At 71.2% G+C, this 24,773-nt stretch carries 17 protein-coding genes and 1 pseudogene; 13 read left to right on the top strand and 5 right to left on the bottom strand.

The features are described 5' to 3' along the window. Nucleotides 1–15: 15 nt before the first annotated feature. Nucleotides 16–1,566, bottom strand: coding sequence for an esterase/lipase family protein (locus tag ACIBAF_RS06995; RefSeq protein WP_399462085.1), 1,551 nt, complete (start codon nt 1,564–1,566; stop codon nt 16–18). A 394-nt stretch (nt 1,567–1,960) separates the two neighbouring features. On the opposite strand from ACIBAF_RS06995, the gene ACIBAF_RS06990 reads away from it, so the two are divergent. The 7 genes and pseudogenes from ACIBAF_RS06990 to ACIBAF_RS06960 all read left to right on the top strand — a co-directional run. After that, nucleotides 1,961–2,692 (top strand): BTAD domain-containing putative transcriptional regulator, encoded by a 732-nt coding sequence (locus ACIBAF_RS06990; RefSeq protein WP_399462084.1) that lies wholly within the window; start codon nt 1,961–1,963, stop codon nt 2,690–2,692. Nucleotides 2,693–2,796: 104 nt separating this feature from the next. Continuing rightward, the gene (locus ACIBAF_RS06985) at nt 2,797–4,497 is read left to right on the top strand and encodes a trypsin-like serine peptidase (RefSeq protein ID WP_399462083.1); all 1,701 of its coding nucleotides are present in this window, start codon (nt 2,797–2,799) and stop codon (nt 4,495–4,497) included. A gap of 10 nt (nt 4,498–4,507) precedes the next feature. Further along, nucleotides 4,508–6,634 carry a tetratricopeptide repeat protein gene (locus tag ACIBAF_RS06980; protein ID WP_399462119.1) on the top strand — a complete coding sequence of 709 codons (2,127 nt, stop codon included), beginning with the start codon at nt 4,508–4,510 and terminating at the stop codon, nt 6,632–6,634. 109 nt (nt 6,635–6,743) lie between these two features. Next, entirely contained in the window at nt 6,744–8,159 is a 1,416-nt protein-coding gene (locus tag ACIBAF_RS06975) for a VWA domain-containing protein (protein WP_399462082.1), read from the top strand. Beyond that, nucleotides 8,156–9,118 carry a hypothetical protein gene (locus ACIBAF_RS06970; protein ID WP_399462081.1) on the top strand — a complete coding sequence of 321 codons (963 nt, stop codon included), beginning with the start codon at nt 8,156–8,158 and terminating at the stop codon, nt 9,116–9,118. Before ACIBAF_RS06975 ends, ACIBAF_RS06970 begins: the two co-directional genes overlap by 4 nt. Further along, nucleotides 9,115–10,380, top strand: coding sequence for an extracellular solute-binding protein (locus ACIBAF_RS06965; RefSeq protein WP_399462080.1), 1,266 nt, complete (start codon nt 9,115–9,117; stop codon nt 10,378–10,380). The genes ACIBAF_RS06970 and ACIBAF_RS06965 overlap by 4 nt, the downstream gene beginning before the upstream one ends. Nucleotides 10,381–10,512: 132 nt before the next feature. Next, nucleotides 10,513–10,692, top strand: a pseudogene (locus ACIBAF_RS06960) (RNA polymerase subunit sigma-24); the annotation flags it as partial. A 1-nt stretch (nt 10,693) separates the two neighbouring features. On the opposite strand, the gene ACIBAF_RS06955 reads toward ACIBAF_RS06960, so the two are convergent. Continuing rightward, nucleotides 10,694–12,517 carry an RICIN domain-containing protein gene (locus tag ACIBAF_RS06955; protein ID WP_399462079.1) on the bottom strand — a complete coding sequence of 608 codons (1,824 nt, stop codon included), beginning with the start codon at nt 12,515–12,517 and terminating at the stop codon, nt 10,694–10,696. Nucleotides 12,518–12,540: 23 nt separating this feature from the next. Continuing rightward, entirely contained in the window at nt 12,541–15,234 is a 2,694-nt protein-coding gene (locus ACIBAF_RS06950; RefSeq protein WP_399462078.1) for a cellulosome protein, read from the bottom strand. 276 nt (nt 15,235–15,510) lie between these two features. Here ACIBAF_RS06950 and ACIBAF_RS06945 point away from each other — a divergent pair, with 276 nt between their 5' ends. From ACIBAF_RS06945 to ACIBAF_RS06925, 5 genes are all read left to right on the top strand, one after another. Beyond that, complete coding sequence (locus ACIBAF_RS06945) at nt 15,511–16,536, top strand: LacI family DNA-binding transcriptional regulator (protein ID WP_399462077.1); 1,026 nt, start codon at nt 15,511–15,513, stop codon at nt 16,534–16,536. Between the two features lie 170 nt (nt 16,537–16,706). Then, nucleotides 16,707–17,948 (top strand): extracellular solute-binding protein, encoded by a 1,242-nt coding sequence (locus ACIBAF_RS06940; protein ID WP_399462076.1) that lies wholly within the window; start codon nt 16,707–16,709, stop codon nt 17,946–17,948. Between the two features lie 10 nt (nt 17,949–17,958). After that, complete coding sequence (locus ACIBAF_RS06935; protein WP_399462075.1) at nt 17,959–18,942, top strand: carbohydrate ABC transporter permease; 984 nt, start codon at nt 17,959–17,961, stop codon at nt 18,940–18,942. 11 nt (nt 18,943–18,953) lie between these two features. Next, complete coding sequence (locus ACIBAF_RS06930) at nt 18,954–19,775, top strand: carbohydrate ABC transporter permease (protein ID WP_399462118.1); 822 nt, start codon at nt 18,954–18,956, stop codon at nt 19,773–19,775. Between the two features lie 90 nt (nt 19,776–19,865). Continuing rightward, a complete protein-coding gene (locus ACIBAF_RS06925; protein ID WP_399462074.1) occupies nt 19,866–21,653 on the top strand; it encodes an amylo-alpha-1,6-glucosidase in 1,788 nt (595 codons plus the stop codon). Between the two features lie 39 nt (nt 21,654–21,692). On the opposite strand, the gene ACIBAF_RS06920 is transcribed toward ACIBAF_RS06925, so the two are convergent. After that, entirely contained in the window at nt 21,693–22,784 is a 1,092-nt protein-coding gene (locus tag ACIBAF_RS06920) for an AraC family transcriptional regulator (protein WP_399462073.1), read from the bottom strand. Between the two features lie 177 nt (nt 22,785–22,961). Between ACIBAF_RS06920 and ACIBAF_RS06915 the strand changes: the two genes are divergently transcribed. Continuing rightward, nucleotides 22,962–23,747 (top strand): MFS transporter, encoded by a 786-nt coding sequence (locus ACIBAF_RS06915; RefSeq protein WP_399462072.1) that lies wholly within the window; start codon nt 22,962–22,964, stop codon nt 23,745–23,747. A gap of 86 nt (nt 23,748–23,833) precedes the next feature. Here ACIBAF_RS06915 and ACIBAF_RS06910 read toward each other — a convergent pair whose 3' ends face one another. Next, nucleotides 23,834–24,691, bottom strand: a complete 858-nt coding sequence (locus ACIBAF_RS06910; RefSeq protein ID WP_399462071.1) for a sugar phosphate isomerase/epimerase family protein — start codon at nt 24,689–24,691, stop codon at nt 23,834–23,836. Nucleotides 24,692–24,773 lie beyond the last annotated feature (82 nt).

Here is a 24,773-nt window from a genome sequence, read left to right as displayed (position 1 = left end):
GCTCCTCTCGTCTCGTCAGTTCCAGCCGGTGACGGTGAGGCGGATCCGCGCGTCGTCACCGAGGATCGGCCGGGTGGTGGCGGGCAGCCGGATGCCGGCCACCCAGGTGCCGGGCCTGGCGTCCTCGTCGACGAGGACCGAACCGGTCTGCGTGTACTGGCCGATGGGGCCCTCGATGGCGGAGTTCCAGGTGGCCCGCAGCGCGGGAGAGCCGTTCTCGCTGCCGACGTCGACGACGAGGATGTCGTCGAAGTCCGCCGTCTGCTCGATGTGGTCCCGGAAGTCCAGGAAACCGTTGTCGCGGGTGCGCAGGGACAGGATCCGCAGATGAAGCGCGTACCGCATGGAGCCGGAACCGCGGGAACTGGCCAGGTTCTCGCACAGGAAGGTGTGCGCCAGCGGGACGGCCCCGTCGGAGCCCGGGCCGGCCCGCCCGGGAACGCTCTCCACGGGCACGCTCTCCGTCCCGTTCTGCAGTTGGATCGGACACCACTGGGCGCTCTTGCGCTCATGCATCACGATCTGCAGCCCGCGCACCGACAGAGCGACCTCCGCCTGCCACGCCGTGTCCTCGCTCCGGGGAATGCGGTGGTCGACGAGGTCGGCCTCGACCTTGAGGTCGCCGAACAGGAAGCGCCGCAGATTCTGGTAGCCCTCCTCGGAGTTGACGAGCCCGTAGCGTCCGCTGTGGCTGCGGTGCACATACGCGCGGTGGGCGCCGGGGACGTACGCGTTGTCGATCTGCACCAGGCCGTCGCTGCGCGGCCCGACCACGGCGGACGACAGACCGTACGCCACGTCGTAGTCGGCGGGATCGGTGCCGATCAGGCAGAAGACCTGACCGAGCGGGAAGGCGTACGCCTCGTCGGCGGGGGTCATCGAGCGGGGATCCCAGTCCTTCTCCGGCTTCTGCTCGGCGGTGGCCCCCGGCGTCAGGTACTGGTACATCCGCTCGCGGCCGAAGATCTCGGCGCCGTTGACGCCGATCGCGTCCCGCGCCCGCTCCAGCATGCCGAAGCCGAAGTCGAAGGTGATGCCGCCGTGCGGGGTGCCGTAGGTGAAGAGCTTGGCGACGACGTCGGTGGGCTTGATCTTTGCTTCCGGGAGGATTTTCTGGATCAGACAGCGGCAGATCAGGCCGCCCATGGAGTGAGCGACCAGATGGACGCGTTGCGCCCCCGATTTCGCCGTGACCTTCTTGATCAGCTCGTACAGATCCTCCGCGGCGTCCTCCATGCGGAATTCCCTGGGCTTTCCTCCCCAGGTGCTCGCCGACGGGTCGTAGAAGCGGTGGATCCAGATGGTGTCCGCCGGAATGGCGGGCTGGGTGTCCAGGTAGTTCGCCTGACTGCCCTCCACGAGGATCTGGTACTCCTCGTCCATGTGCAGGCGCAGCAGCGGGCTTTCGAACTGGTAGAAGTCCGGTTCGTCGTCCGGGCCGACCCGGACGTGCGTGGAGCCCTCGTTGAATCCGTAGAACGGGTCCGCTACGGCGTTGTCGACGCTCGACTGACCGCCGGCGAAGCCGCGGACGTAGATGACGGGGAGTTTCGGGGACTGGGACATGACGGTCCGCCTGGGGTCGGCGTCCGCCGACGTCCGGAAGCCGTGCGTCCGGGTGGTCGGCGAAGACGGGTGAGACAGGGCATCGCGACCTCCTCGTCCGGGCCGGAGCACGGGATCCGCGAGGTCGGCAAGGACGACGTCGTAGCGAAGCAGTGGCCGCGTCCCACGCTACGGAGCCGCCGTCAGCCGGGCGTCAGCTCGGCGTCATCCCGCCGTCACCGGCCACGCGGGCCGACGGAGTTGCACGGCGTGGTCAGCGGACCGAGACTTGAGGACGAAAGGCCTCCTCGACGGACGGCACGCCCTCGGCGTTGCACCAGCGAATCATCACCCGTGACGCGCTGCCGGCGAGGCCGGGCAGCCAGCCTTCGACGGCGCGCTCACGCACCACACTGTGAGCGAGGCGATCAAGGTGGCGTTCCCTCCTCCCCGGTTGCGGTTGCTCGGCCAGTTCCGGCTGGAGATCGGTGCCGAGACCGTCGAACTGTGCCGCAACGGCCAGCGGCTCCTGGCGTTCATGGGGCTGCGCAACCGGGTCTGCCGCACGGTCCTCGCCGGCACGCTGTGGCCCGAGGTCACCGAGGAGCACGCCCGGGGCAGCCTGCGCACCACGCTGTGGAAACTGCCGCGCGGGGAACCGCCGTTGATCGCGTGCTGCGGCGACGCACTGCTCATCGCCCCGGCCCTGCGGGTGGACGTCCACTCCCTCACCCGGACGGCGCTCGGCGTCGTCCGGGGCTGCGGCCCGCCCCTCGACGCCCGGCCGCCGCTGGGGCTCCTGGCCGGCGAGGACCTGCTGCCGGGCTGGGACGAGGACTGGGTCCTGGTGGAGCGTGAACGCCTGCGGCAACTGCGGCTGCACGCGCTCGACGCCCTGGCCGAGGCCCTGGTCCGGCAGGGCAGACCGGCCCTGGCGATGGAGGCGGCGTGGGCGAGCGTACGCGCGGAACCCCTGCGGGAGAGCGCGCACCGGGCCGTCGTGTCGGCGCATCTCGCCGAGGGCAACGTCAGCGAGGCGGTGCGCCACTACCACGCGTTCCGCCGGTTGTTGAACGAGGAACTGGGCGTCGAGCCCTCGCCCCGGTTCGCCCGGATGCTCCCCGAGCGGCTGAGCCGGTCGCGCTGAACCCCGTTCGCGTTGAACCCGTTCGCGTTGAACCCGTTCACGTCTGCGGCGTCCGATGCCGACAACTCGGGCCCATGGGGCGGGAGTTGCCATACTGTGGAGAGATGGCGCTGCATCACCACAGCGAGAACCCGTGGCGGGTGAGGGTGGACGACGAGGGTGGGACTCCCCGTGGTGCGGGGGTGCTGCTCGACGACAGGCACGTGCTGACCTGCGCGCATGTCGTCCGCCATGCCAAGGCGCACCCCCAGGGGATCGCGGACCACGTGCGGATCAGAAGTGTGGCGTGCGGTCCGGAGTGGACGCGCACCGCCCGGGTGGTCCCGGGATCGTGGGTGCACGAGGAGGACACGCGGCGCGGCGACGTGGCGCTGCTCGCGCTCGACGAGCCCGTCGACTGCGGAACCAGGACCGCCCTGTGGAAGGTGCCCCTCTCCGGCGGCAGGGTGCGGGTCTACGGCTTTCCGCAGGCCGAGCCGTACGGCATGGGGACGGACGCGGAGCTGGCGGGTTCCGGCTGGCGTCAGGGCGAGTGGGGGCTGCTGAAGCGGATACGCGCCGTCGATCCCTGGATCCAGCCCGGCTATTCGGGCGCCGGGGTGGTGGCACTGGACGGCGAGTTCGAAGGGAAGGTCATCGGCCTCGTGGTCGCCGACTACGACGACGGCGACGCCAGGGCGGCCTGGATGATGCCGACCGAGACGCTGCTGACCTACCTGCCCGGCATCCAGAAGTTCGCCGGCGGCCACCGAGCCGACGAACTGGGGCCGTCCGACGGCGAGTTGCCCAAGGACGTGCTGGGCGACCCGCTGCGACTCGCCCTGACCCAGGAACTCACCCGGCTGCTCGACGGAGGATGGTCGGGCACCGTCGTCGTCGGCACCGACGCCTCGGTCGGGGCGGGCTCCTCGTGGCTGGTGCGTCTGGTGCGCACGGCCGATCCGGCCGCCCGGGCGGCCGTCTCCGACGCCGAGCTGACCAGCGCGCCCGGCGGCACGGTCCTCGGGCTCGGCTCCATCGACGCGGCCTACGACGCCTGCGGCAAGTCCGTCGCCGAGGTGCGCGGCTATCTGCTGGGCCGGTTCGGGCTGCGCGCGGAGACCGACCGTGAGGCGGTGAACGAGTTGGTGCACCGTCGGCCGCCCGCGTGTCTGGTGGTGGGCCGCGTCGACCAGGCCGCGGACCCCGCCGCGCTCGTCCGGGACCTGCTGGGGCCGTTGGCAGTCCGGGCCCGGTTGCGCGGCCTGCGCCTGGTCCTGGGCTTCGAGGACCGGCCGCCCGCCGATCTCGCCTATGACGTGTCCCTCGACCCCGCGCCGATCGGCGGGCCGGCCTCCCGGAGCGTGACCTCGGCGGAGGTCCAGTCCGTCGTGGGGCGGCTCGCCGCCGAGGAGGAGGCGGCGGCCCGGCTGTGGGCGCGCTGGGAAGGGAAGTTCTTCGCCGCACGACGGTTGCCGCCCAGTGTCGCGCCCCGCCTGCGGGTCCGGCTGGCCGTCGCCCGCACCACCGAGCCGAACCCCGAACTCACCGCCGTCCACGACTGCGCCGTGCAGGCCCGCGCCGAGGCCGCGGGGTTCGACCATGCCCTGCGGCGGCAGATCCAGACCCACGACGACCTCAGCACGACCCTGGAACTGCACCGCGTCCGCGCCGCGCGGTTCTTCGGCGACGAGGACCGGCGGCTCGCCGACCTCCACGCCCCCGCCGCCCGTGCGCTGCAGACCGTACCGATCGACCTCGTCGCCGCCCGCCGGCTGGTCAAGAGCTACACCGACGAGGTCAACCGCCGGATCGACGAAGGGTGACGCCGTGCCGATGTGCAACCGCGCCGACTGCGGCCTGGGCGAGATCGACGAGCAGGGCTTCTGCCCGAGGTGCGACCGGCAGCCGTTGCCGCAGGAGGCCGCCGCCGCTCCCGCCGCCGCGACCGGACCGGCGCCGGCCGTCGGCGTCGGCGTGGCGCAGGTGCGCCCCGACCCCTGGTACGGCCTCGGCCTGATCGACGCCGACCACGCCCCCGAACCTCCGGACGTACCGCCCCCCACGGCGGGCCCGATCCCCGAGGACCACCGCTACTGCGCCAACCCCGTCTGCGGGAAACCGGTCGGCAGGGGCCACGGCGACGAGCCGGGCCGGACCGCGGGATTCTGCCCCCACTGCGGCACGGCCTTCGACTTCGCCCAGCCCCAGCGCCTCACCCTCGCCGGCCGCTACGACGTCGTGCGCGTCCTCGGCTCGGGGGCCTACGGGGCGGCCTATCTCACGCACGACCGCAACCTCGAGACACAGGTGGTCCTCAAGGTCCTGAACAGGTCGGTGGCCAGGACGGCCGAGCACGAGCGGGACATACTGGTCGGACTCCGGCACGACAGCATCGTCCGCATCCTGGGCTACGAGCCCGAGGGGCCGCACCTGGTGCTGGAGTACGTCCCGGGAGATCCGCTCTCGGCCCGGGAGGGCGACCGGCTCGAAATCCTCCTCGCGCACGGTGTGCGCATCCTCCAGGCGCTCGACTACCTGCACGCCAGGGGCCTGCTGCACTGCGACGTCAAGCCCCTGAACATCATCCGGTTCCGGGAGGAGGGCCCCGCGGGCTCCGCCCGGCCGCTCGACCGGGTCCGCCTCATCGACTTCGGCGCGGTGCGGTCCCAGGAGGAACCCGGGCCGATCGTCGCGTACACCGCGCCGTACGCGCCCCCGCAGGGCGACCCGGAGCACCTGCAGCCCACCCCCGGCTTCGACCTGTACGGGCTCGGGAAGACCTTGCGGGAGGTGTGCCGCTCGCACTGCGCCGATCGCGCCGCCCCCGGAGTCGACTCGCTGATGCTGCTCCTCAATCGCGCCACGGACACCTCCGTGCCCGAGCGGAGATTCGTTTCCTCGCGGCAGTTCGGGGAGCAGCTCAGCGGAGTGATCCGGCAGATCGTGGCGGCGCCGCCGACCCGTCGCCAGGTGGCCCGTCCGTCGGCGCTGTTCGGCTCGATCGCCGACCCGCTGCACGGCGGACTGGGCGCGCCGCGGCCGCTCGACCACTGGGTGCGGGCGGCCGCGACCGACGACGCGACGCTGACCATGCCCGCCCCGTTCTCCTGCCCCCGCCCTCAGGACATGGCGGCGGCGCTCCCCACCCCCCTCTCCGATCCCGACGACCCCCGCGTCGGCGACTCGGCCGGGAACGCGCTCGCCGAGAGCAGGCTCGCCCTGCGCCGAGGCGACGCGGCCCGGGCCGCACAGGCCCTCGCCCGCGCGGACCTGCCCGACTGGCACTGGCTGCACGCCTGGTACTCCGGTCTGATCGCGCTGGCACGCGAGAACGTGCCCAGAGCCGTCGGCCACTTCACCGAGGTACGGCGGACCCTGCCGGGCGAGCTGGTCCCGCAGCTCGCGCTCGGCCTGTGCGCCGAGTTCCGCGACGACCGCGACGCCGCCCGCTCGCACTACGGCACCGTCTTCGACACCACCCCGGCGATCGGCCCCGCGGGCTTCGGACTGGCCCGCGTGCTGCTGTCGGCCGACCGGCGCGCGGAAGCGGTGGCCACCGCCGAGCGCCTGACCGAGGAATTCCGCTACGAACGCGAGGCGCGCGTCGCCGCCGTCCGACTGCTCGTCACGGTCCTCGCCGAGCCGGACTGCACCGCGCCCGCCGAGGACGACCTGACCCGGGCCCGGGCGGCGCTGGACGGCCTCCACGCGGACGACGCCGCGGCCGCCGGCCTCGGCGCCGAGATCCAGTACGCCGAGTTCCTGCGCACCCACGACCGGCTGAAGCTGTCCGAGGCGGTCCGCGGGCTCGGCGCCCACGCCCCCACCGAACGCGCCTACGTCGCCCTGGTGGACCTGGCGAACCGGCTGCGCCCGGTCCCGGCCCGGGGCTGGCAGGGCCGCCGCAGCCGAACCCGTCGTACCCGTTTCGGAGTCACACCCGACACGCTAAGCTCCTGACCCGCTACGCAGGGACAAACAGGGGACGCGCAGCGACACTTGAGGACACAGTCGGGTGGTGCCGGTGGGGGACAGCCCGCCCTTAACAGGGCTCGGTTTCGAAGTGGACGTGGACGCGCCGTCCGACCTGGCCTACGACGAGACGCGCGCCGACGCCCTCGTCACCGTCAGGGCCCGGTCCGTCGCCGACGCGGTCCCGCGGACGGAGGCCGCCGAGATCCTGATCATGGACAAGTCGCTGTCCATGCGGGGCCACGGCAAGCTGGACGAAGCCAAACGCGCGATGTGCGCGGCCGTCGACACCCTGCGGGACGGGACGCTCCTGGGCATCGTGGCGGGCAGCCACAAGGCCGAGGTCGTCTACCCGACCACGGGAGGCCTCGCCCTCGTCGACGCCGCGGCCCGGCAGGAGGCCAAGAGCCGGATCGTCGGCCAGTTCGCCGAGGGCGGCACGGCCATCGGGCAGTGGCTGGCCTGCGCCGACCGGCTGTTCGCGTCGGTGACGTCCCCCGGCGCCGTGCGCCACGCGGTGCTCTACACGGACGGCAAGGACGAGCACGAGACGCCCCAGCAACTGGGCAGCGTGCTCGAGGCGTGCACCGACCGCTTCGTGTGCGACGCGCGCGGACTCGGCGAGGACTGGGACTACGCGGAGCTGCTGCGGATCACGGAGGCGCTGCACGGCACCGCCGAGGCCGTCGTCACCGTGTCCGACCTCACCCAGGACTTCACCCGGATCATGGAGCAGGCGCAGCGGATCGTGGTGGCCCGCGTCTACCTGGGCCTGCGCCTCAACGACCGGTTCCAGCTGGGCTTCGTACGCCAGACACGTCCCGTGGAAGCGGAACTGACGGCACGTCAGATGCACGGGGACGAAATCCACGTCCCGCTCGGCTCCTGGTCGCCCGAAACGCGCCAGTACCAAGTGTCGCTGCGCTTCGACCCCGAGAGACTGACCGTCGAGGAGAACCTGCGCGCCGCCCGCATCACCCTGCACGCCGAACAGCCCGACGGCACCCGCCTGCCGTGCTCCGCACCCGCGGCCATGGTCGTACGCCGGCGGGGAACGCCCGGGTTCGGGATCCCGCCGTCCGCCGACCTCACCCGGGTCGAGAACGAGCACGAGCTCGGCATGGCCATGCGGGCCTGCGCCGACGCCCAGCAGCGAAGGGACTTCGACCGCGCCGACCGCGAGCTGCGCATCGCGGTGGGACTCGCCGAGGAGCTGCGGGACGCCACGCGCATGGGGCTGCTGCGCTCGGTGTCGGTCACCGGCCCCGACGGCCTGCTGCGGGTACGCCGCGACGCGCCCCGCGGACAGGTGCAACGACTGGGCCTCGAATCGACCAGGACCGCGGCCCCGCCGGTCGACGCCGTCGAACTCCCGCCCGCCGACGGCCCGTCCACACGCGACTGCCCGCGCTGCGGGGCGACGACCTCGGCGCGCTCCGCCAGGTTCTGCGAGAACTGCGGCCACCGCTTCGACGAAGCGACGACGGACGGCGCCCCGGTGGACGCCGCATGAGCGCAGCGACGGCGGAGCCCCGACGGTCCCTGCGGGCGACGCTGACCGGCTGGGGAACGCGGGCCCGGGCGGTCCATCCGGTGCGGGTGCTGCGCTGGCTCAGAGCGGGCGTGATCACCATGGTGCTGGCCACGGCACTGCTCTATCTGCTGGTGTCGACGCGGGCCGCCGACCAACTGGCCGCCGCGAGGCGCACCGGCGGCGCCATCGAGGACATCGTCCAGGCACGTGACACGGCCGCGTCGGCGGACAAGGCGCTGGCGAAGGCCGCCGACACCGGCCAGGTCACCCTCATCGGCACGGGCACGGAGTTCGCCAACGACACCGCGCGCGTGAACACCCTCGTCACCTCGGCGGCCGAGGGCAACGCCGCCGGAAACCGAGGGCAGGCCCAATTCCAGTTCATCCAGGGCCAGTTGACCACCTGCGTGCAGCTCGCCAACACGGCGGTGCGCGACTACGCGCGCAGCGGCCGGGCCGGCCTGAACTCCGCCCGGCAGGCCCTGACCGCCCCGAACGCGCGGGAACCCGGGACGGACGACCCCATCCCGGGCACCGGCGGCCTCAAGGCATCGCTCACCGACCTCGAGGACATGCAGGTACAGGCGCTCGACGCCCAGCGTGAGTCGCACTGGCTGAGCCCCGCCTACGTCTGGTCCCTGCTCGTGGGACCCGCGGCCGTCATGCTCCTGTGCGTCCTCGCCACCGGCCGGATCGTCGTGCGCCGCTTCCGCCGCCATGTCAGCCCGCAGCTGGTCGTCGCACTGGCGGCCACCGCGGCGGTCGGGATCGTCACCAGCCTGCTGTGCCGGCACGACGCCCAGGCGCTGAGCCGGCATCCGCTGATCGGACACTGGCTGACGACGACGCTCGCCCTCGGCTTCCTCACGGCCGCCGCCGCGCTCGCCTACCTCGGCTACCGTCCCCGCCTCGCCGAGTACAGGTTCCCGCGCTCATGAGCACGGTCAGGGGAACGGCCAGGAGAACGCTGCCGGCACGCCTCGCGCACTGCGTCCTGGTCCTGGGCCTGCTGCTGGCCGCGGCCGGCTGCGGCGGCGGGCCCGGACACGACCGGGTGACGATCATGATCCCCTGGTCCGGCAACGAGTTCCAGGCGTTCTACTCGGTCGTCAAGTCGTTCGAGGACGACACCGGCATCCAGGTGGACGTGCAGGTCACCCGTGCCCTGACGCAACAGCTCGACGCCGCGGTGGCGGCCGGCGCGCCGCCCGACCTCGCCATGCTGCCGAGCGTCGGAGCCATCTACCGGTACGCGGACCAGGAAGCGGAGAAGGACAGGAAGCTGCAACCGCTCCGGGTCCCCACGGACGCCTATCTGGAGCCGTTCCGCGGGCTGGCGAAGGTGCGGGGCGAGGTCTACGCGGTACCCGTGAAAGTGGACGTCAAGAGCCTCGTCTGGTTCGACCCCACGGTGACCGGACGGCCCTCGCCGGCCGGCCTGCGCAAGACCGGGACCTGGTGCCTGGGGCTGGAGTCCGGCCCCACCTCCGGCTGGCCCGGCGCCGACTGGATCGCCGACATCCTGCTCTCCCAGGGCAACGGCGACGCCTACAAGCAGTGGCTCTCGGGCGCCCTGGAATGGAACTCGCCCCCGCTCAAGCAGGCGTGGACCACCTGGCGCAACCTCGTGGGGACCGGTGTCGAAGGCGCCGCCGTCCGCAACTTCGGCGAGGCCGCCGCGGGCATGGCCACCACACCCCGCACCTGCTCCCTCGCGCACGGCGCGCTGTCCGCCATGGGGTTCAAGAAAGGGCAGAGCCACGACTACGTGCCCTCCTCCTCGACGCGCCGGCTGGAGGTCTCGGCGGACTTCGTCGGCATGTTCACCGACGACAACCCGAGCGCCGAGGCCTTCATCGCCTATCTCGCGGAGACGAAGGCCCAGCAGTCCTGGGTGAACCAGGGAGCAGGCTCCGCGTTCTCCGCCGACAGCCAGGTCACCCGCTACGACGACACCGTCCAGCAGCGGATAGCCGGCATGCTCCGGCCGGACTCCGGTTACACCCTGTGCTTCGGCGCGGCCGACACGATGACCCCCGACGTGTCGGCCGCCTTCTACCGGGCCGTCCTCGACTACGCGACCGCCGGCACGAAGGACCCCACCGCTCTCCTCGACGATCTCGACGAAGTCCAGCAGAAGCTGGGGAAGTCCCCCGTCCCCTCCGACAAGCTCTGTGCGACGCTGACGAACTCGGCGTAGCGCGTGGAAAAAAACGCACGGCGATGTCGAGAACCCGCGGCCCCTCCGTCCCTGCCGTGAACGCGGCCACACGGGGTCGCACCAGCACGGAGGAGAACCACGATGGCCAGTGCCTGCTGCTCAAGCACTACCGCGGCGCTGGACGACTCGTTGCCCCGGCACACCGCGGTGGCGGCCTACCTCCACGAGCGCGACGGCGACCTGGCGACGGCGGCCCGGCTGTACTCGGAGGCCGCCCGCAAGGCGCCCAACCTCGCCGAACGCGACCACCTGACCCGCCAGGCCGCCCGCCTCAACACCCGTCTGCCGTAGCTCAGGCCCTGCCCTGAAGCCGCCAGATCTGGTTCTTCTTCGTGCCGAGGGCGCTCGCGGGGTCGCAGGTCCACTGGTGGATCAGGGCCCGCGGCTGGGTGGAGACGCCTGAGACGTCGACGCACTTGCCGCTGTGCACGGCCACGAGCTGGTAGTCGTGGCTGTTGCCGAGTGCGGAGACGGGGTTGAGCGTGAACATCTGGTTGGTCTGCCCGTTGCAGCCGTACTGGCCGACGGCTGCGCCGTCGGCCGTCGACGCGCCCGCGACGTCCAGGCACTTGCCGCTGAGTTCGTCGACCACGGTGTAGGTGTTCGCCCGGCCGGCGACCGGCTTGAGGTCGAGCATCTGCTGGTAGCCGCCCTCGCAGTAGTACTGCTGGTACTGCGTGCCGTCGGCGGTGCTGAGGCCGGTGTCGTCCAGGCACTGCCCGCTGTTCTGGCTCACGGCGACCGTGGAGACGGTGGTGTTGGACGGGGGCAGCAGGGTGACGGTGTAGCCGTCCTTGGCGTTCGACCAGGGGACGCTGAGCGAGGCGGCGTTGCCGCTGACCGTCAGCGTCGTGTCGGAGACCGTCTCCGGTCCGGCCACTGCGGCGCCGTTGTTGTACGGGACGCGTTGGACGACCGCCCGGACCCGGCTGTTCTCCACCACCGACGTGGTGTTCAGACCGGTGAGGTTCACGGTGACCGTGCCGGTGTTGCCGCTGCTCCCGAGCAGGATCTTGGCGTTCTTGGCGGTGTTGTCCTTGGTGGCCAGACCGTCGGTGCCGGCGCCCGGGACCAGGTTGACGATGTTGCCGGTCTGGGAGCCGTAGTAGCGGTACATGAACCACTCGCCGAGCGGCATGTACTGCCCTGCGCTGTTCTTGGTCAGCAGGTTGGCCTCGTAGTCGTGCAGGTTCGTGCCCGAGGCCCAGTTGCCGCGCAGACCGTCGGCGCCGGCCCGCTCCAGGCGGCCGATGAACCAGGCGCCGCCGCCCGGGGACTGCATGGACAGGGTCGCGTACTCGTTGATCTGGTAGGGGCGGGTGTTGGTCAACCCGGCTGCGGCGAGGGTGGAGTTGGCGCGGCCGACGTCGGTGACCGGGTCACCCGGCTCGTCGTGCCAGCTGTAGATGTCGGGGGCGACGTTGTTGGCCTTGACGTAGGTGAGGTACGTCGTCCACCAGGCGTTGGAGGAGTTCGGCTGGCTCGCGGTGCTGGGGCCGACGATGAGCTGGCCCGGGAACGCGGCGCGGACGCGGGCGTAGAACCGCGACCACATCTGCAGGTACTGGGTCTGCGACGGACCCCAGAAGTTCCTGCCGTCGGGTTCGTTCCACAGGTCCCACTGGACGGTCATGCCGTTGGCGCGGACGTCGTTGATGAGCTGGGTCACGAAGTTGTCGAACAGGGTCCAGTCACCGTTGTCGCCGGGCCAGCCCTGGGTGGTCGTGGCGTCCGCGCCCCACAGGTCGTGCGGAAGCAGCACGAACGTGCCGCCGAGGGCGACGGTCCGCTTGTACTGGGCCAGCGTGGAGTTCCAGCGGGTCTGGTAGCCGGCGAGGCTGGTGCCGTAGCCGCCGTTGTTGAGCTGGGCTCCGCCGGCCCGCATGAGGTGCCACTTGATGTCCTTGAAGAAGTGGTCCTGCGGCAGCGACCCGTCGGGAGTCATCCCGTAGATCATTCCCGAGGCGTGATAGGAGGGGGCTCCGCCGGCGGTGGCGAAGTCCACGGTGACGGAGGTGTCCGCCGCGTGCGAGGCGGTGGCGGGCAGCAGACTCGCCGCCAGGGCCGTCAGCAGGACGGCGGTTCTGGTCAGCAGACGTGGTGAACGGGCGTGCATGTGCGGCTCCGAAAGGTGAGGCGTCAGGACTGCTTCTGCGCGAGGGGGGTGACGGAGATGCGGTCGATGACCGGCGCGTACGGCGAGCGCTGGTCGTACTGGTTGTAGGTGTCGCCGTTGAAGTCGGGCAGCTCCTGCGAGGTGAAGGTGAGCCGGTTCGTGCCCTTCTTGAGCGTGACCGGGACGGTCAGCTCCCAGAAGTCGTCGAAGTGGAAGGTGGTCGGGAACAGGACCCGGCGGGCCGGACCGCCGTTGACCGAGAGGTCGGCGTGCCGGGCGATCGGGTCGGGGTTGTAGTGCGTGGCGGGCGCCTGTTCGGCGTTGGAGTAGCGGATGGTCACGGCGTGCCGTCCGGCCTTCTCGGCGACGACGTCGACGGTGAGCGCGTTGGCCTTGCCGTCGCCGATGTCGGTGACCGCCTTGCCACCGGAGGCGAAGGGGTAGGCGTCGGTCACCTTCGCTGCGCCGCCGACCGTGCCGTCCTCCGCCTGGTAGACCTTGGTCGCCGAGGCGCCGCCGGCCCGCGTGACCCGCAGCCGGTCGAGAACCAGCTCGCGTGCGGCGCCGGTGACGGTGATCTTGTTGATGCCGCCGGACAGGAACATCCGGACCTGGTCGGCGCCCTTCTTGTCGCCCCCGACCTTGGGGACGTCGAGCTGCTCGCCGTTGAGGGAGAGGCTCGCCCTGCCGCCGCCCAAGTGGTCGACGGACACGGTCGATTCACGGTCGGCGGGGGAGTACACCCAGAAGGTCGCGGAGTCGCCCTTGGCCAGTGGTACGGCGCCGGGGCCCGAGGCGCCGCGGCGGGTGTAGCCGGGCCGCGCTCCCGCGAGGGCGGCGTACTCGGCCTCGTAGATCGCCGGCGCGGCCGCCTGCGCGTCCCGCAGCGACAGGTCGATCTTGTCGATGATGGCGTCGCCCTTGGTGACTCCCAGGTCTGCGTCCTTCGCGGCGAGCGTGATGCGGTGCCTGCCGGCGGTCAGCTTCACCGTGGTGTCGGTGTGGCCCCACACCACCCACTTGTAGCCGAGCGGCAGCCGCAGTTCCTGCGGGTCCGCGCCGTCGACGCGCAGGAAGACGTTGGTGGGCCCCTGCTCCTTCACCAGGTCGTACAGGTTGTAGGAGTTGGCGAACACGCTGAGGTCGTACGTGCCGTCCTGCGGCACGTCCACGTCGAAGGCGAGCACGCCGTCGGAGCCGGTGCGCAGGCCGCCGACGTTGTAGGTCCCGGAGGTGGCGAACCCGCCGACGTTCGAGGGGGTGCCCTCGGGCCCGTTCCTGGAGTAGCCGCTGCCGGTGTACGCGGCGTTCTCCGCCTCGTACGTCTTCCGCCAGCTCACGGACGGTTCGGCCGGAACGCCGCCGTGGCCGCCGGGGGAGAGGATCACCTGGTAGGCGGACATCTCGTTCATGCCGGTCATCGGCAGGGTCACCGAGCCGTCCGCGCCGACCGTCAGCTCCCGGTCCGCGAGCCGCAGCGGCTGGGCCGAGTCGCCGACCTGGCCGGTCCAGGGGATCTCCTGCACGGTGGCGTGCACGGTCTTCCCGAACAGCTCGGGGTCGATGTTCTTGAAGACGACGTCCGCGTCGCCGCTCTTGCCGCCGAAGATCGCCCGGGACTGCCTCTTGTCCCCGTCGAGGGTGGCGACTCCCTGGAGGGTGTACTGCTGGTTGGGATGGGGGGCGGTCACCTGCACGGTGTGGCCGGACAGCTGCCCGTAGGCGTTGAACAGCCACCACTGGCCGTTGCCCTTGTTGGCCTCCACGGCCGAGTCGTTGAGGTTGCCGTCGATGTTCCAGTACGCCAGGTCGGCGTCGATCTTCGACTCCTCGATGGCGGAGACCCACTGCACGACCTGGCCGGGCACGGAGAGGTGGTAGTTGTGGCCGTACTCGTTGACGTTGATCGGCAGGGGGCCGACGCCGACGTCCTTCTCCATCTGCCGGTACTTCGCCACGTTCGTGCGGACCGCGGCGGGCGACGACAGTTCGTGCCAGGTCATCACGTCCGGCACCACGTCGTTGGCCTTGGCGTACTGCAGGAAGCCCCTGACCTGGTCGTAGAGGACGCTGGTGTTCGGGCCGGCGATGCGGGCGTCCGGGTCCAGGCCCTTGATGAGGTGGTAGACCTCCTTCCACGCCGCGAAGTAGTACTGCGGGTCGTTGAGCCAGGAGACCCTGTTGTAGCTCCACTCGCCCGTGCCGAACATGTTCCCTTCGGGTTCGTTGAAGGGGACGTAGACGACGTGGTCCTTGTAGTCGCCCATGGTCAGGACCTGCTGGACCTGCTTCTTGATCTTCGCCTCGAAGTCGGCGAGCCGCGCCGGACCGTCCGCGCCCGGCCACTGGTACGGGAAGCCGCGGTAGATGTCGGTCATGTAGACGTAGACGTCCTTGCCGCCGGAGTCCACGAACGGCGGCAGCATCTCCAGGGCGTCCGCGCCCGGGTGCTGGGGGCCGTCCTGGGCCTTCGTCGACACCGTGCGGACGTGCATGCCCTCGAGGACGTTGCGGCTGGGCACGCCGTCGCCGTAGACGCCGTAGAGCGAGCCGGAGGCGCCGCCGTGGAAGGCGCCGGTGTCGGTGCCGAGGTCGATGGTGAGCTGTTCGGGTTCCGCCGCGCGGGCCGTGCCGGTGGCGGCGGGGACGGTGAGCAGGGCGGCGAGCGCGGCGGTGGCGCCGACGCCGGCTCTGGTTCTGCTGCGGGTGCGTCGCACTGAGGTCTCCGTGAGGTGATCCGTCATGGGAGTCGAACCGGTTCGAAGAATGCGTGCCGGAAGCTAGCACCCCCGAAATGGGGCCAGCAATACCCTCGACCAGGATTGGGCGGCAGTCACCTGGAAATCTGCGCAAGCCATTGACAGCGGCTTCCGTCGCTTCTAACTTCCCTTCACGCGAACCGGTTCGACGATCGGTGCGCACGCGAACCGGTTCGATTGGCTCGATGAACCAGACGAACCAGACGAACCGGAAGAAATCGACGAAGGAGTCCCGTGAACATCGGTGAGATCGCCAAGCAGGCCGGTGTCTCGCGGAGCACCGTGTCCTACGCGCTGAGCGGCAAGCGGGCGGTGTCGGAGGAGACCCGGCGCAAGATCCAGCAGGTGATCGACGAGCTGGGCTATCGGCCCAACGCCAGCGCGCGTGCCCTGGCCAACGGCCGGACCAGCACCATCGGCCTGGTCTTCCCGCCGGCCGGGAACCACTACACGGGCATGCAGCTCGACTTCATCGGCAGCGTGGTGGAGGCCGCCGCGGCCTACGACTACGACGTGCTGCTCTCCCCGAGCGGCGTGGACAGCGATCGTTCGTTCCAGCGGCTGCTGGCCGAGCGGCGGGTCGACGGCGCGATCCTCATGGAGATCAGGCTCCAGGACGACCGCGTCGACCACCTGGGGGAGGAGAACTTTCCCGCCGTCTGCATCGGCCGCACGGCCAGCTCGGACGGTGACTGGTGGGTCGGCCTCGACCACACCGCGCTGGCGGCTGCCTGCGTCAACCACCTCGCCGACCTGGGGCACCGCCGGATCGCCTTCGTGAACCGGCCCGAGCACCTGCTGCGGGCCGGCTACGAGTCGGCGCACCGCGGCCTCGACGGCTTCACGAAAGCCGCGGCCGAGCGCGGGCTCACCGTGCGGACGTACTCCTGCGGCGACGACGCTCCCTCCGGGCAGGAGTGCCTGGAGCGGATCCTCCACGAGGACCCGGCCACCACGGCGCTGGTCACCCTGAACGAGGCCGCGCTCGGCGGTCTGTACCGGGGGCTGTCGGTGGCCGGCCGGCACGTGCCACGCGACTTCTCCGTCACCGGGGTCGTGGCCGGCCGGTGGGCGGAGACGGTGACCCCGCAGCTCACCGCGGCGGACGTGCCGGCCGAGCAGTTGGGGCGACTCGCCGTCGAACTGCTCGTCGAGCGGCTCGACCACCCCGACGCCTCACCTCGCCACCACCTCCTCGCCCCGCCCATCTCCCTGCGCGCCAGCACCGGGCCCGCCCCGGCCCCCGCGGCCAACGGCTGACGCCTCGCGGCTCCTCCTCTCCAGCCAGTTCTCTCCCGCCAGTTCTCTCCCGCCCGTTCCCTCCCGTCCGTCTCATTCGCCTTCTCTCTCGCCTCTCCTCTCTCCGCTTCTTCGGCATGCCCATGTCGAAAAATGCTGAAAAACATGCCGAAAACCCGAAGGAACGCCCCATGAACAGAACCACCGGACGGCGGATCACCGCCGTGGCCCTGACCGTCGCAGCCCTCGCCACCGGCGCCACCGCCTGCTCCTCCGGCGGCAGCTCCTCCGCGAAGGGCGACGACAGCGGCACGTACACCATCTGGGACCCGTACCCGCAGTTCGCCAAGGACTCGGCGTGGGCGAAGCTGCTCGACGCCTGCGGCAGCAAGGCGGGCGTCACCGTCAAGCGGACGGCCTTCGACACCAGCGACCTGACCAACAAGGTGCTCCTGGCCGCACAGCAGGACAACTCGCCGGACGTGCTCATCGTCGACAACCCCGTGGTGTCGACCCTGGCCGAGGCCGGCGTCCTCACCACCACCGCAGACAACAAGCTGGACACCTCGAAGGTCGACCCCAACCTGCTCGCGGCCGGACAGTCGGGCGACAAGACGTACGGCACGCCCATCGGCGCCAACACCCTCGCTCTCTACTACAACAAGGCGGTCCTCAAGGCGGCGGGCGTCGACATCGCCTCGGTCAAGGACTGGACGTCGCTGACGGCGGCCCTGGACAAGGTCAAGAAGGCGGGCAAGAAGGGCATCACCTTCTCCGCGATCGGCACCGAGGAGGGCAGCTTCCAGTTCCTGCCGTGGTTCTGGGGCTCGGGCGCGAAGCTCACCGCACTCGACTCCACCGCGGGCGCCTCGGCACTGTCCCTGTGGACCGACTGGCTGAAGCGGGGCTACGCACCCAACTCGGTGATCAACAACACCCAGACCACCAGTTGGCAGGAGTTCGCGAGCGGCGACTACGCCTTCGCCGAGAACGGCACCTGGCAGCTCGCGAACGCCGAGAAGGCCGGCTTCGACTACGGGGTGCTGCCGATCCCGGCGTCCGGCGGCGGCAACGCGGCGGCCCCGACCGGCGGCGAGTTCGTCACCGTCCCGGTCCAGGGCGACACCGGCCGCTACGCCACCACGCAGAAGCTGGTGACCTGCCTGACCAGCACGGAGAACCTCTACGCCACCGACACCACGCTGTCCTACGTGGCCCCCACCGCCGAGGTCCAGAACAAGCAGGTCGCGGCGAACGCCGAGCTCCAGCCCTGGGTCGCGGCGGTCAAGGCGGCCAAGGGCCGCACCAGCGACGACCTCGGCACCAAGTACCCCAAGATCTCCGAGCAGCTGTGGAAGGCGGTCCAGTCCGCCCTCAGCGGCGCCAAGTCCCCCAAGGACGCGCTCACTTCGGCCCAGTCCGCGGTCAAGTGACGGGCGACCGATGAAGCAGACGACCTACCCGCCGGACCGCCGGACCGGGCCGGACCGGAAGGGGGCGGCCGCCGCCGCCCCGCCCCCGGCCCGCCGCACGCCCCGCCGTCGCCCGACCTCCCAGCAGTGGGCCGCCTGGGCCTTCCTCGCCCCGGTCACCCTCTACCTCGCCCTCTTCTACGCCTATCCCCTCTACCGCAACCTCGACCTGAGCCTGCGCGACTACACCGTCCGCTCGTTCGTCCGGGGCGACGCGCCGTTCATCGGCCTGAAGAACTTCGACACCGTCTTGAAGGACCCGACCTTCGGGCCGGCCCTGACGCACACCGTCGTCTTCACCGCTGTCTGCCTGTTCTTCCAGTACGCCCTCGGCCTGGCCCTCGCCGTCTTCTTCAACCAGCACTTCCGGCTGTCGGCGACCCTGCGCGCCCTGTTCCTCGTGCCGTGGCTGCTGCCGCTGATCGTGTCGGCGTCCACCTGGTCGTGGATGCTCAACAGCGACTCGGGCATCGTCAACGCCGTCCTGCACGCCGTCGGCATCGGCCCGGTGAACTGGCTGACCTCGCCGTCCTGGTCGCTGACCTCGGTGATCGTCGCCAACATCTGGATCGGCGTCCCGTTCAACCTCGTCGTGCTCTACAGCGGTCTGCAGTCCGTCCCCGCCAGCCTGTACGAGGCGGCCGCCCTCGACGGCGCGGGCGCCTGGCGGCGCTTCTGGAGCATCACCTTCCCACTGCTGCGCCCGGTGTCCGCCATCACCCTGCTGCTCGGCCTGGTCTACACGCTCAAGGTCTTCGACATCATCTGGATCATGACCAAGGGCGGCCCGGCGGACTCGTCCATCACCTTCGCCACCTGGTCCTACCAGCTCGGCTTCGGCAACCTGCTGCCCGCCTTCGGCCCCGGCGCGGCCGTCGGCAACCTGCTCGTCGTCGCCGCTCTCGTCTTCGGACTGGTGTATCTGAGGGTCCAGCGAAAGCAGGCACTGTCATGACCGCGCCCGCCATGAACCGCCCCGGCCGTACCTGGTGGAAGACGGCCGTCGGCCTTCTCCTCACCGCGATCATGCTCTTCCCGGTCTACTGGATGCTCAACGTGTCCTTCACCCGGGAACAGGACATGCGCAAGAGCCCGCCCGACCTGTTCCCCGTGCACGGCACGCTGGAGGGCTACCGGGCCGTCCTGGACCAGCAGTTGCCCTACCTCGGCACCAGTCTCGTCATCGGCCTGGGCACCGTCGCCCTCACCGTGGCGCTGGCCGCACCCGCCGGCTACGCGCTCGCCAAACTGCGGCCACGCGGCGGCGGCGTCGTCAGCTTCCTCCTCCTGGTCGCGCAGATGATCCCCGGCATCATCATGGCGATGGGCTTCTACGCCATCTACCTCAGCCTCGGGCTGCTCCAGTCGGTGCCCGGGCTGATCGTCGCGGACTCCACGCTGGCCGTCCCCTTCGCGGTGCTGATCTTCACCGCGTTCATGTCCGGCATCCCGGAGGAGCTGCTCCAGGCCGCGAAGACCGACGGGGCCGGGCCCCTGCGCACGTTCCGCTCGATCGTGCTGCCGATGAGCCGCAACGCCGTCGTCACCGTGTCGCTGTTCGCGTTCCTGTGGTCCTGGTCCGACTTCGTCTTCGCCAGCACCCTCGCGGGCGGCGGCGCGCACGAGCCGATCACCCTCGGCATCTACCACTACATCGGCAACAACAACCAGGAGTGGAACGCGATCATGGCGACCGCCGTCGTGGCCTCGCTGCCGGCCGCGGTCATCCTCGTCCTCGCTCAGCGCTACGTCGCCGCCGGAGTGACCGCCGGAGCCGTGAAGGACTGACCGACCACGCGCCCCCATGAAGCGCCGTTCCCGCCGAAGAGCCGATCCCGCCGAAGAGCCGTTCCCGCTGAAGAAACGAGTAGCCCTTTCATGACCGCCGCCCGCCCCGGCCCGGCCTTCTCCCTCCACGACATCCCGTTCAGCACGCACGGATCCTGGTTCGACCTCTCCCCGGTGCTGGCGCAGGGCACGTACGCCGACGACCTCCACCTGGTCTCCCACCAGAACGGCATGCACCCCGTCCTGCGCCTCGTCCCCCTCGAACCGGCGACGGGCGGCCGGGCCGAGACCCGCATCACGGCGACCCCGAGCCTGCTGAGCTGGTCCCACGGGAGCGGACGCGTCGACCTCGCCTACGAGTCGCCCGACACCGTGCGTCTGCGCGGGACGGGGCTCGGCCTGAGCATCACCGCGGCGGCCCGCGCCCTGACGCCCTTCACCGGCACGTACTTCTTCCGCGACCCGGCCGCCGGCGCCTGGGTGTTCACCTCGTACGAGACCGGCCGCCGCTACCGGGTCACCGTCCTGTCCGGCGTCGTGGACGTCGTCGGCAGCCAGGCCCTGGGCGAGGCCGACCGCGGGCTCACGATCACCGCGGACGCGGACGCGGACGGGGACGGGGACGGGGACGGGGACGGGGACGCGGCTGCGGCTGCGGAGGGCGGCTGGGAGGTCGTCGTCGAGGAGTTCGACAGCGCGCGCCGTCCCTACCGCGCCCGGACGGCGTTCGGCGAGGTCGTGGCCTCGGCGGAGCAGGCCTTCGCCGCCTTCGCCGACGCGGTGGCCCCCTGGCGCTCCGTGCACACCCCGGCCGCCGAACTCGCCGTGTACGTCCTGTGGTCGGCGACGGTCCGCCCGGCGGGCCTGGTCACCCGGCCGGCGGTGCTGATGTCCAAGCACTGGATGGACAAGGTCTGGAGCTGGGACCACTGCTTCAACGCCCTCGCCCTGGCGCCCGGAGCGCCGGCGCTGGCCTGGGACCAGTTCTCCCTGCCGTTCGACCACCAGGACGACAGCGGGGGCCTGCCCGACTCGGTGACCCACTCGGAGGTCCTGCACAACTTCGTCAAACCCCCCATCCACGGCTGGACCCTGGCCCACCTGCGCAGACGCCTGCCGGAACCCCTCGATCGCGCCGAACTCGCCGACGCCTACGACCGGTTGAGACGCTGGACGGACTTCTGGCTCACCGTGCGCTGCGCACCGGACGCCGCCCTGCCGCACTACCAGCACGGCAACGACAGCGGCTGGGACAACGCCACGACCTTCGACCCCGAACGCGCGGTCGTCACCGCCGACCTCGCCGCGTTCCTCGTCCTGCAACTGCACGAACTCGCCGCGCTGGCAACGGAACTCGGCCGTGCCGAAGAGGCGCGAGGCTGGACCCGCACCGCCGAGCAGACCCAGGCGGCCATGGTCGACGAACTGTGGACGGGGGACCGGTTCGTCGCCCGGGGCGCCGAGAGCGGCGACACCTGGGGCAGCGAGAGCCTCCTCGACCTGATGCCCATCGCGCTGGGCGAGCACCTGCCCGAGAACATCGCGAAAACCCTGGCCACCCGGATCGAGGCCCACCTGACCCCGTACGGCCTGGCCACCGAACTGCCCGCCTCGCCGCACTACCGCCCCGACGGCTACTGGCGCGGCCCGATCTGGGCGCCCGCCACCGTCCTCGTCGAGGACGGTCTGCGCCGCGCCGGACACCACCGTCTGGCCGACGAGATCAGCGCCCGCTTCCGCCGCCTGTGCGAGACCCACGGCTTCGCCGAGAACTTCGACGCCCTCACCGGCACGGGCCTGCGCGACCGCGCCTACACCTGGACCGCCGCCGCCTACCTCCTGCTCGCCGAAGCCCACGCGCACAGTCGCCGACCATAGGCGCACCGGCACCGGCACCGGCACGGGCACGGGCACGGGTCAGCGGCCGCGGGCGTCCCCGGCGGGCGCCTCCCGTGCCAGGAGTCCGGTGCGCAGCTCGAGCGGGGTCGCCCCGTGCCACCGACGCACCGCCCGCCGGAGAGCGCTCACGTCGGCGAACCCCGCCTGGCGGGTGATCTCGCGGAGCGTCAGTTCCGGCCGTCGTAGCAGCTGTTCGACCTGCTCACGGCGTACCCCGTCGACGATCGCCTCGTAGGTGGTGCCGCACTCGGCCAGGCGACGGCGCAGGGTGCGCTCGCTGGACGCGTGCCTGCGGGCCTGCTCGGGGAACGAGGGCACGGCCGGAAGGCTCTGCGCGATGGAGATCTCCAGCACCTCGAGCAGGTCCTGCTGGTCGCGCCGGGACGCCGTCTCCCTCTCCAGCACCTCCAGCACCGAGGCGTAGGTGATGGGGTCCCGCCCAGGCATGGCCGCGCGGGCCCACCGAGCGGGGATCACCATGCGGTTGCCGGGGGCGTCGAAGCGCAGCGGGCAGCGGAAGAGCTCGTCGAACGGGCGCGTGTCCCGCGGGGCGGGGAAGGCGAACTCGACGGCCTGCGGGGCGAATGCGGCGCCGACGCTCAGCCGGGTGAGGGTGACGACGCTGGAGTACGCCTCCTCGATCAGGAAGACGCCGACCGTCGGATCCAGTGCGGGGTCCGGCAGATCGGCGCGCAACACATAGCCGACGTCCTCCCAGTCGGCCGACCACACCGTCATCGCCCCGGAAAGGTTCTGATAGCGCACGCCGGTCTCGATGGCCTCCTGATGGGTGCCGGCGGCCATCATGGCGAAGCCGAGCAGTCCCCACGCGGTGAGGTGCTGCGCCGCGCCCACGCGCAGCCCCAGGTGCTCGTCCCCGGTCAGCTCCACCGCCCGGCGGATGACGTCACTGCCCTGCCGGTAGGAGACCCGCAGCGCGGCGGAGCCCATCACCGTCGGGTCCAGCCCGACCCGGGTCAGCAGCGGTTGCAGGTCGACGCCGTGCTCCGCGGCGACCCGGGCGAGGTAGCGGAGGATGTTCGGCGCGATGGTGGCCGAGGTGCTGCGGCTCGTTCCCGGAGAACTGGCCGGAGCGGCGGCATCAGGCATCGCGTTCCCTCTCACCAGGGCGTTTCTCGCTTCACTGTAAGCAGCCCGCCCCCGCGTGTCGCCCGCGTGGCCGCCGGAGCCCCCATTTCGGCCTCTGACGCGCTGCACACGGCCTCTCCGCCCTCCCTGGCTTGTGCGGAAACCCGCCCGCCTCAGGGCTGTCCCGGCTTGCCCTCCATGACGCAGGGGGCACCGGTGCGAGAGCGCAAGAAACCGAGGCCGACCATGACCGCACCTCTTCAGACCCCGGCCCGGCGCAGATCCGTGCGCCGGAGCCCGCTTGCGCCGGCGCGACGGACCGTGGCGACGGTGTTCGCCGCCCAGGGAGCGGCGGTGGCCGCGGTGTCCACCGCGGTGCCTGTCGTCAAGGAGCGTCTCTCGCTCTCTCCGCTGACGATGACCGTGCTCGTGGTGGCCGTCGCGTTGAGCGCGGGCGTAGGCAGCTTCGCCGGACTGGCCGTGATCCGACGGCTGGGACTGGTGGCCGCCATGCGGGCCGCCGTCGTGGCCGCCGCCACGGCTCTGCTGCTGATCGGCTGGGCTCCCGACCAGGCCGTGACCGCGGTGTCCTACGGGTTGTTCGGCATGGCGCTGGGCTGCATCGACGTGTCGGCGAACACCCGGGCCGCGGCCGTCGAACGCCACTACGGCCGGAGCGTTTTCGCCTCCTTCTACGCCGCCTGGAGCGCAGCCGGCGTCGCGGCCGCGCTGGTGACGGCGGGCACGGCTGATCTCGGCCGGCCCGCCGAGTACACCCTGACCGCACAGGCCGGCCTCGTCCTGGCCCTGGCCCTGACCGTCCGCGCGCACGAGCTCCCCACCGACCCGCCGTGCGCCGTGTCCGACCAGGGCGAGCCCCAGGGGGAGCCTCGGGGGGAGTCCGTCCTGCTCGGCCGCGGACTGTGGGTCGAGCTCGCCCCCGGCCGCCCGGTCGAGAAGACCGTCTGGATCCGCACCCGCTGATCCCGACGGCGAGCGGGTGTTCCGTACGCGGGGGCCGTCGTCGGAGCCGGCCGGTGCTGAGGGCCGGCCGGTTCATTTCCAACCGGTCACTTCCAGGGAGCCAGGTATTCGCCGATCTTCTCCCGCATGAACACGGAGGACTCCTTCGCCTTCTCCTCCCAGGCGAACACGCAGGCGGTGAGGGTGCCGTCGAAGCCGTTGGCCTTGAGTGCGCGGAAGAGCTCGTCGAAGTCGACCTCGCCCTCGCCCATGTTCAGGTGCTGGTGGACGCGGGCCGTGGCGCCGGGCGGGTTGAGGATGTAGCGGTTGCCCGAGGACGCCGTGTGGTCGAAGCAGTCCGCGAGGTGGACGTGGGTGAGCAGGTCGCCCGCGTACCTGACGATGCCCGGGGCGTCGTTGCCGATGTGGAAGGTGTGCGGAGCGCAGTACAGGAAGCTGACGTTGGGGTGGTTGATGCCGCGGACGAGGTTGACCGCGTCGTAGCCGTTCTCGATGAAGTCGTCCGGATGTGGCTCCAGGGTGAGTTTGACGCCCTCGCGTTCGAACAGCGGCAGCAGTTCGTCCAGGGACTTCCAGAACTGGGCCTCACTGCGGTCCGGGTCCTCGGGACGGCCGTTGAACTCGGAGATCATGCTGTCCACGCCGAGGTCCGAGGCAATCTGGATGGAGCGCTTCCAGTACCGTACGGCGGCCTGCCGGGCGTCCTCGTCCGGGCCGGACCAGCGGAACAGCGGAAGGACGGAGGAGACGCCGACGCCGGCGGAGTCCAGGGCCTTGCGGAACTTCGCGACCGTGCCGTCGTCGACGCGGGGGTGACGGAAGAACGGGATGAAGTCCTCGCGCGGCGAGAGCTCGATCCACTCGTAGCCCAACTCGGCCACCACAGCGGGCAGTTCGAGCAGAGGGAGGTGGCGAATCATGTACGGGTCGAGGGCGATCTTCATGAGGATGCTCCTTGGTGTCAACGGCTCCGGCGGCACGAGGGCCGCCGGAGCCGATCCCCTTTCCCCGGGGGTCTGCGGGGCA

Source organism: Streptomyces sp. NPDC051677 (genome assembly GCF_044453465.1).
Lineage (GTDB): Bacteria > Actinomycetota > Actinomycetes > Streptomycetales > Streptomycetaceae > Streptomyces.
This window is presented reverse-complemented; position numbering and strand designations above follow the sequence as displayed.

Excerpts from the sequence above, each read along its gene's own strand:
- ACIBAF_RS06955 (WP_399462079.1), bottom strand. The coding sequence starts at position 12,517 with ATGCACGCCCGTTCACCACGTCTGCTGACCAGAACCGCCGTCCTGCTG.
- ACIBAF_RS06935 (WP_399462075.1), top strand. The coding sequence starts at position 17,959 with ATGAAGCAGACGACCTACCCGCCGGACCGCCGGACCGGGCCGGACCGG.
- ACIBAF_RS06910 (WP_399462071.1), bottom strand. The coding sequence starts at position 24,691 with ATGAAGATCGCCCTCGACCCGTACATGATTCGCCACCTCCCTCTGCTC.
- ACIBAF_RS06985 (WP_399462083.1), top strand. The coding sequence starts at position 2,797 with ATGGCGCTGCATCACCACAGCGAGAACCCGTGGCGGGTGAGGGTGGAC.
- ACIBAF_RS06940 (WP_399462076.1), top strand. The coding sequence starts at position 16,707 with ATGAACAGAACCACCGGACGGCGGATCACCGCCGTGGCCCTGACCGTC.
- ACIBAF_RS06925 (WP_399462074.1), top strand. The coding sequence starts at position 19,866 with ATGACCGCCGCCCGCCCCGGCCCGGCCTTCTCCCTCCACGACATCCCG.
- ACIBAF_RS06970 (WP_399462081.1), top strand. The coding sequence starts at position 8,156 with ATGAGCGCAGCGACGGCGGAGCCCCGACGGTCCCTGCGGGCGACGCTG.
- ACIBAF_RS06965 (WP_399462080.1), top strand. The coding sequence starts at position 9,115 with ATGAGCACGGTCAGGGGAACGGCCAGGAGAACGCTGCCGGCACGCCTC.
- ACIBAF_RS06980 (WP_399462119.1), top strand. The coding sequence starts at position 4,508 with ATGTGCAACCGCGCCGACTGCGGCCTGGGCGAGATCGACGAGCAGGGC.
- ACIBAF_RS06920 (WP_399462073.1), bottom strand. The coding sequence starts at position 22,784 with ATGCCTGATGCCGCCGCTCCGGCCAGTTCTCCGGGAACGAGCCGCAGC.
- ACIBAF_RS06995 (WP_399462085.1), bottom strand. The coding sequence starts at position 1,566 with ATGTCCCAGTCCCCGAAACTCCCCGTCATCTACGTCCGCGGCTTCGCC.
- ACIBAF_RS06930 (WP_399462118.1), top strand. The coding sequence starts at position 18,954 with ATGAACCGCCCCGGCCGTACCTGGTGGAAGACGGCCGTCGGCCTTCTC.
- ACIBAF_RS06915 (WP_399462072.1), top strand. The coding sequence starts at position 22,962 with ATGACGCAGGGGGCACCGGTGCGAGAGCGCAAGAAACCGAGGCCGACC.